5 protein-coding genes are annotated in these 6,273 nt (G+C 61.7%); all 5 read right to left on the bottom strand.

Annotation, left to right across the window (positions count from 1 at the left end; genetic code table 11):
• Positions 1 to 279: 279 nt before the first annotated feature.
• The 5 genes from AWB79_RS16415 to AWB79_RS16395 all read right to left on the bottom strand — a co-directional run bounded on the left by AWB79_RS16415 (position 280) and on the right by AWB79_RS16395 (position 6,209).
• Positions 280 to 2,223 carry a branched-chain amino acid ABC transporter ATP-binding protein/permease gene (locus tag AWB79_RS16415; protein WP_061168459.1) on the bottom strand — a complete coding sequence of 648 codons (1,944 nt, stop codon included), beginning with the start codon at positions 2,221 to 2,223 and terminating at the stop codon, positions 280 to 282.
• Positions 2,224 to 2,233: 10 nt separating this feature from the next.
• Complete coding sequence (locus tag AWB79_RS16410; RefSeq protein WP_061168458.1) at positions 2,234 to 3,106, bottom strand: branched-chain amino acid ABC transporter permease; 873 nt, start codon at positions 3,104 to 3,106, stop codon at positions 2,234 to 2,236.
• Between the two features lie 99 nt (positions 3,107 to 3,205).
• On the bottom strand, positions 3,206 to 4,414 hold the full coding sequence (locus AWB79_RS16405) for an ABC transporter substrate-binding protein (protein WP_374728547.1): 1,209 nt from the start codon (positions 4,412 to 4,414) through the stop codon (positions 3,206 to 3,208).
• A gap of 393 nt (positions 4,415 to 4,807) precedes the next feature.
• Entirely contained in the window at positions 4,808 to 5,548 is a 741-nt protein-coding gene (locus AWB79_RS16400; RefSeq protein WP_061168456.1) for an anti-sigma factor family protein, read from the bottom strand.
• Entirely contained in the window at positions 5,538 to 6,209 is a 672-nt protein-coding gene (locus AWB79_RS16395; RefSeq protein WP_061168455.1) for an RNA polymerase sigma factor, read from the bottom strand. Before AWB79_RS16395 ends, AWB79_RS16400 begins: the two co-directional genes overlap by 11 nt.
• Between the last annotated feature and the right edge of the window lie 64 nt (positions 6,210 to 6,273).

Below are 6,273 nucleotides of genomic sequence, written 5' to 3'. Positions count from 1 at the left end.
TGCCGGTGCTCTTTCGTGCTGAACCAGCCACTTTGACGTTCTAGCTCGTCAGACCGTGCGCGATCCAATTCGCGTCATGCCTACGAGGGAGACACTTAGAGGCTGGGCCACTCAGAATCATGACGACGAACCCGCCTCAAGCACTCCGGGTCCAGAAAGCTGCTTTCTTTGGTGACTTTCTTTGCAGCAGCAAAGAAAGTTACCCCTGCCCCGGGGAGGGGCGACGCCAATAGACCGACACCAAAGCAGGATTTCATAGAAGCGCCCCCGAAAAAAAAGTCAAGCAGCCTGCTCCGCCTGCCCTCCCAAATAAGCCTCGATAACTTTCTCGTTAGCCTGAATCTCAACAGGCTTGCCCTCGGCAATCTTCTGCCCGAAGTCCAGCACGGACACTGTGTCACAGACACTCATGACGACATCCATGTGATGTTCGATGAGCACGAGCGTAATCCCATGATTCCGCACCTTGCGAATGATCGCGACGAGTTCGCGAATATCCGGGGCAGTCAATCCCGCCGCCGGCTCGTCGAGCAAAAGCAATTGCGGATCCAGAGCCAGCGCGCGGGCGATTTCAAGCAAGCGCTGCTTCCCATAAGGCAGATTCCGCGCTTCCTCCCCCGCCACATTATCGAGCCCGACAAACCGCAGCATATTGAAAGCCCGCTCGCGCGCCGCGCGTTCCTCTCGTCGATATCGCGGACTCATCACCCCGACATCCGCGAAATTCGACTTGAACGTGTGATGCAAACCGACGAGCACGTTCTCCAGCGCCGTCATCTCGCCAAACAACTGAACGTTCTGGAAGGTCCGCGCGATTCCCGACAACGCAATCTTCGATGAAGTGCGTCCCGCCAGCGACTGCCCTTCATATTCAATCGCGCCGGAAGTCGGCACATAAATGCCCGTCAGCACGTTCATCATCGTGCTCTTGCCCGATCCGTTCGGGCCGATCAGCCCGTGAATCGTGCCGCGCTTCACTGTCAGGTTCACATCGTTCAACGCCTTCAGGCCGCTGAACTGCATCAGCACGCCGCGCACGTCGAGAATCGTGTCCGCGCCCGCCGCCTGCACCGCGGCCACGGCATCGTCCTGTCGCGTGTGGCTCGCGAGTTCCTCGGTGTCGACCTTCGTCACGCGCACGCGGCCCAGATTGAACGTCTTGCGCACGAAGCCGACAATGCCGTCCTGCAGGTAATACACGACCAGCAGGATCATCAGGCCGAAGATCGTCAGACGCCAGTCGGTCAGCGCCTCGATCCAGAAGGAAAACACCGCGAGCCCCGCCGTGCCGATGATCGGCAACGCCACGCGCTGCGGCCTCGTGGTCTTGCGCGCAAGCGCCAGCACCGCGCCCGCCACCACGACAACAGCCAGAGCCGTCGCCACCACGCGGAAGTTGGCGATATCGTCGAGCAGCTTCGGCAACAGCACGATCACCGTCGAGCCGATGATCGCGCCCGTGCGCGTCTTGCGACCGCCCATGATGATCGCGAGCAGAAACAGGATTGTCAGCTCGAAGTTATAGGTATTCGGCGAAATGTATTGCTCCGAGTAAGAATAGAGGCAACCCGCCAGTCCCGCGAATCCCGCGCTGATCACGAACGCATAGACCTTGTAGCGATACACCGAAACGCCCATGCAATCCGATGCGATCGGGCTGTCCCGCAAAGCCTCGAACGCGCGCCCCAGGTGCGACTTCAGCACCCGATGCACGACGATCAGCGACACCACCAGCAAGGCAGCGACGAGCCAGTAGTACTCCACTTCGTCGAGCCGGTGACCGGCGATCATCGGCTTCGGCACCTTGAGGCCCATTGGCCCGTTGGTCAGAAAGTCCATCTCGTTGATAAGGATCTGGATGATCGTGCCGAATGCGAGCGTCACCATCGCGAGATACGGTCCGGATACGCGCAGCGCGGGCAACGCCAGGATCGCGCCGAATGCCGCGGTGACCAGAATCGCAAGCGGCGCCGTCATGTAGAACGGCATGCCGAGCTTGATGAAGAGCACGCCCGCCGTGTACGCGCCCACCCCGAAAAGCCCCGCATGACCGAGCGACACCTGCCCCGTATAACCCACGACGATATCGAGCCCGAATAGCAGGATCGCGTAGATCATGATGGTTTCGACGAGGTGGATGTAATACGGATTGCCCGACACCACCGGAAAAATCGCGAGCGCCGCAAGGCCTACGAGCGCCGCAATCCAGTTTTTTGCTTTCATCTTGGCCGCCTCAGACTTTCTTGATCGCCGTCTTGCCGAACAGACCCGCAGGCTTCACCGCCAGCACGATCAGGAGCAGCACGAGGCCCGGCACGTCCTTGTAGCCGGTGGAAATGTAGAAGCCGGTCGTCGTCTCCGCGATACCCAGAATCATCCCGCCGACGATGATGCCCATGCCGCTCGACAAGCCGCCGATGATCGCCACCGCGAACGCCTTGAGGCCGAGCACCGCGCCCATCGTCGCGCCGGTGAGTGTGAGCGGCGCGATCAAAACCCCTGCAAATGCAGCGGTGAACGACGAAAGCGCATACGAGAACGTGATGACGAGACCGGTGTTGATGCCCATGAGCGAAGCGGCATCGCGATCGTTCGCGGTTGCGACCACCGCCTTGCCGAAGATCGTCTTGCGGTTGAAGAATTCGACCGCGAGCATCATCACGAGCGCGCCGCCGACGACGAGCAGTTCCATCGGCAACACGTTCGCGCCGAACACTTTCAGCGGCGCCTCGGGCAGCGGAGAAGGAAAGCGCAGATCGTCGCGGCCCCACACGTTCTCCGCCACGTTCTTGAAGATGATGCCCAGCGCGATCGTCGACATGATCCAGCCGAACTCCGACTTGATCCTGATCGCGGGCCGCACGCCGATGCGCTCGACGAACGAGCCCTGCACCAGCCCGAACAGGCACACGAGCGGAATCATCAGCCAGTAGTTCACGCCTGCCGAAACGAGCGTGAGGCCGACGAGCGCGCCGAGCATCAGCGCATCGCCCTGGCCGAAGTTGAGCGTTCCCGAAGTGGCGAACGTGAGTTGATAGCCGAATGCGATCACGGCGTAGATCATGCCGAGCGCGATGCCGCTATAAATGAGTTGCAGGAGGATCATCGGCAGGGCTTTTTTCGTCGTTGTACTTTCGGGAAACTTCCCGCCCACAGCAGCGGAGAGTCCGGTCCCTCGGAACCGGACTCTCCGGCCAAAGCCTGCTTAGTTCGAAGCCGTGGTCTGCTTCGTGCGCAAGGTGCTGCCGCCCTTCTTGTCGGCTTCGTATGCGTAGATCACCTTGCCGCCCTTCACTTCGCCCACCACCGGCACGTTCGGGCTAATCGCTTCGTGATCCGCCTTCGTGAACGGCTTGTCGTAGACCATCACCACGCCCTCCACCTTCGTGTTCAGGTTCTCCAGCGCCGCCTTGACCTTCGGACCATCGGTGGAGCCAGCCTGCTTGATCGCGGCCGCCAGCAGATACACCGAGTCATAACCCTGCGCCGCCGACACCGGCGAATCGATGCGATCGTTCTTCGGCTTGAATTCCTTCAGGTAGGCATCGATGAAGGCCTTGCGCTTCGGCGTGTTCGCTTCCTGAATGAAGGTCTGCGGCATGCGCGCGCCTTCGCCATTCGTGCCGGCATTGTCGATATAGTTCGCCATCGAAAGCGTCCAGCTACCGATCAGCGGCACCTTCCAGCCAAGCTTGGACATGCCGTTGGCAACCTGTGCAAGCTCGGGCCCGATGCCATAAGTCAGCACGGCCTCCGCGCCCGCTTCCTTCGCCTTCAGCAACTGGGCCGTCATGTCGACGTCCTTGATGTTGAACTTCTCCACGGCGACCGGCTTCACGCCCTTCGCGGCCAATGCCTTCTCGAGATCCTCGCGGCCGAGCTGGCCGTAGTTGGTCGAATCGGCCAGGATCGCGACCTTCTTGAAACCGCGTTTCGTCACCGCTTCCTCGACGATCATCGGCGCCTGGATGCGGTCGGCCGCGGCATTGCGGAATACGTAATTGTCGGGCTGATCGTCGAATTGCTTCGTCACCACCGTGCCGGTCGCGACGTTGTTGAACACCGGAATCTTCGCTTCCTGGAAGAAGCGCTGCGAGGCGAGCGCCACACCCGTATTGATATAGCCGACGACCGCGACCACTTTCTCCTTGTTGATGAGCTCCTGCGCGATCTGCACGCCGCGCTCGTTCTTCGCTTCGTCATCGCGCTCGACGAGCACGATCTGACGGCCCAGCACGCCCCCCGACTTGTTGATCTCGGCGGTGGCGAGGCGCACGCCGTCGCGCATGCTGACACCCATGGAAGAAGAGCCGCCCGTGAACGGGCCATCGACGCCGATCTTGATCGGGTCGGCCGCGTGCGCCAACGAGAAAACCCCGAATGCGAGCGCGCTCGCGATGAGCTTCATCTGCATACCCATGTGTGTCTCCGTCGCTTTGAATCGTTATTTGAAAGACCCCATGCAATGCCGGACATGCAGGCGAAGCTTTTAAGCGCGCCGTGCGTTATCGATTACATGGGCGGTGACCGAGTTTAGAAAAATGTAAGGATATGACCATATTCGGAGATACCCGAATCGCACGAGCGTCAGCACACATCTGACGCTATGTAAGCTTGCCGGGCGTGGAATAGAACCGATAACAATCAGTTGAAGACAAGCCTGAAGAGCATTCCGAATATTTTCTTCAGGTTATGGAAAGTTATGCGTCAGCGGGTATACACGTAAAAAAGCGCGCGGTTATCCTCCGGAGGACCACCGCGCGCAACCTTGCGCACTCTTCAAATTTGCTCAGCTACGGTGCCTGACTTATCTCGGCGCGCCGGTTTCCATCGCGTGGACGAACTGGCGCAGCACCGCCCCCGAGGCATCGGTGACGGCCCAGAAGGTCATGCCCTCGTGATTCCAGCGCGCGAGCGCATAACCATCGTCCGATTGCGTGACGACCGGCGAGAACTCCTTGTCGCTCGCGCCGCTCTTCACTTCGCCTTTGCGTTCGGGAAACACGTACACGTCGATCGGATGCTTCAGGTAGCGATACACCACGACAGCCACAGGCCGATGATCGATGTAATCGAGCCTCCCGCCGACCAGCGCGAAGCCGGGCCCCGCCGGATCGATCACCGGCGGCGCATAGTCGATGCGGCCGTTGAACCACGGCTTCACGGTGTGCTTGTCGCTGGAAAGCACATCGATAGGCCGGTCCGACATCAGCGCGCGCACATGGCTCGACACGATCTCCTGCGCGATCGGCGAGCCGGTCGATACCGTGGAGACGAGCGGCAGAGCCTGAAACCACAACATCGTGCCGAGCACCAGCGCGGATAACGTCGCGCCCGCGAACGCGCCGCCGAAGAACGGCCACGGCGCAGCGAACGGATTGCTCCAGCCGCGTTTCGCGCGGCGCACCGGCTCGAACCCACGCTCTTGCTGCGCGGCCTCCGAGCGCACGCGGGCCAGCACCTGCGAGCGCAGATGCACCGGCGCGCGCTGATACAGCGAGCCGTCGGTGAGCCTCGTGTCGAGCGAGGCGGTGTCGTTATTTTCCATTTCCCGACTCCTCTGAATGACCCGGTCCCGCGCGGCGCACGAGTCGCACGCTCGGCTTGTCCTGTCCGCCCTGTGCCGCGCGCACCGCCCCCGCCAGCATCTTGCGGCCGCGCGCGAGCCGCGACATCACCGTGCCGATCGGCACGCCGGTCACGGATGCGACTTCCTTGTAGCTCATGTCTTCCAGCTCTCGTAACACCAGCACCTCGCGAAAGGCGACCGGCAATGTCTCGAGCGCGCGATGCACCAGATGAATCTCGTCGCGGCGCACCGCGAGCGTTTCGGGATCGGCCGCGCCTTCCTCCGACCATCCCGGCAAGGCTTCGTCGCCGCCCAGTTCCTCGTCGTAGGGCGTGGCGTCGGCCAGGTTCACGCGCCGCCGCCATTCCGTGAACCACGTATTGCGCACGATGGCGAGCAGCCACGCCCGCGCGTTCGCTTCCTCGCCGCCCTCGAATCCGCCGAAGAAACGGAACGCGCGCAGATAGGCTTCCTGCACGACGTCGTCTGCGTCGTTCGCGCTGCCCGACAGCCAGCGCGCGAGGTTGTACGCGGCGTCCAGATGCGGCATCACGGTCGCCTCGAAGCGCGCGTGAGCCGCCTGGGCGTCCGCCTGGTCGCGGCGCCCGGACTTGTCTTCTTTCGACCTGCCTGGCCACATCGCGCGGGTCTCCTTTCGACGATCACCTTCGGGAAACATCGTTCCGGCACGGCCTTTCAGCAAC

The sequence above is a fragment of the Caballeronia hypogeia genome (assembly GCF_001544875.2).
In the GTDB taxonomy this organism is placed as follows: Bacteria; Pseudomonadota; Gammaproteobacteria; order Burkholderiales; family Burkholderiaceae; genus Caballeronia; species Caballeronia hypogeia.
This window is presented reverse-complemented; position numbering and strand designations above follow the sequence as displayed.

Coding starts and splice junctions, on each gene's coding strand:
- AWB79_RS16415 (WP_061168459.1), bottom strand. CDS start 2,223: ATGAAAGCAAAAAACTGGATTGCGGCGCTCGTAGGCCTTGCGGCGCTC.
- AWB79_RS16410 (WP_061168458.1), bottom strand. CDS start 3,106: ATGATCCTCCTGCAACTCATTTATAGCGGCATCGCGCTCGGCATGATC.
- AWB79_RS16405 (WP_374728547.1), bottom strand. CDS start 4,414: ATGCAGATGAAGCTCATCGCGAGCGCGCTCGCATTCGGGGTTTTCTCG.
- AWB79_RS16400 (WP_061168456.1), bottom strand. CDS start 5,548: ATGGAAAATAACGACACCGCCTCGCTCGACACGAGGCTCACCGACGGC.
- AWB79_RS16395 (WP_061168455.1), bottom strand. CDS start 6,209: ATGTGGCCAGGCAGGTCGAAAGAAGACAAGTCCGGGCGCCGCGACCAG.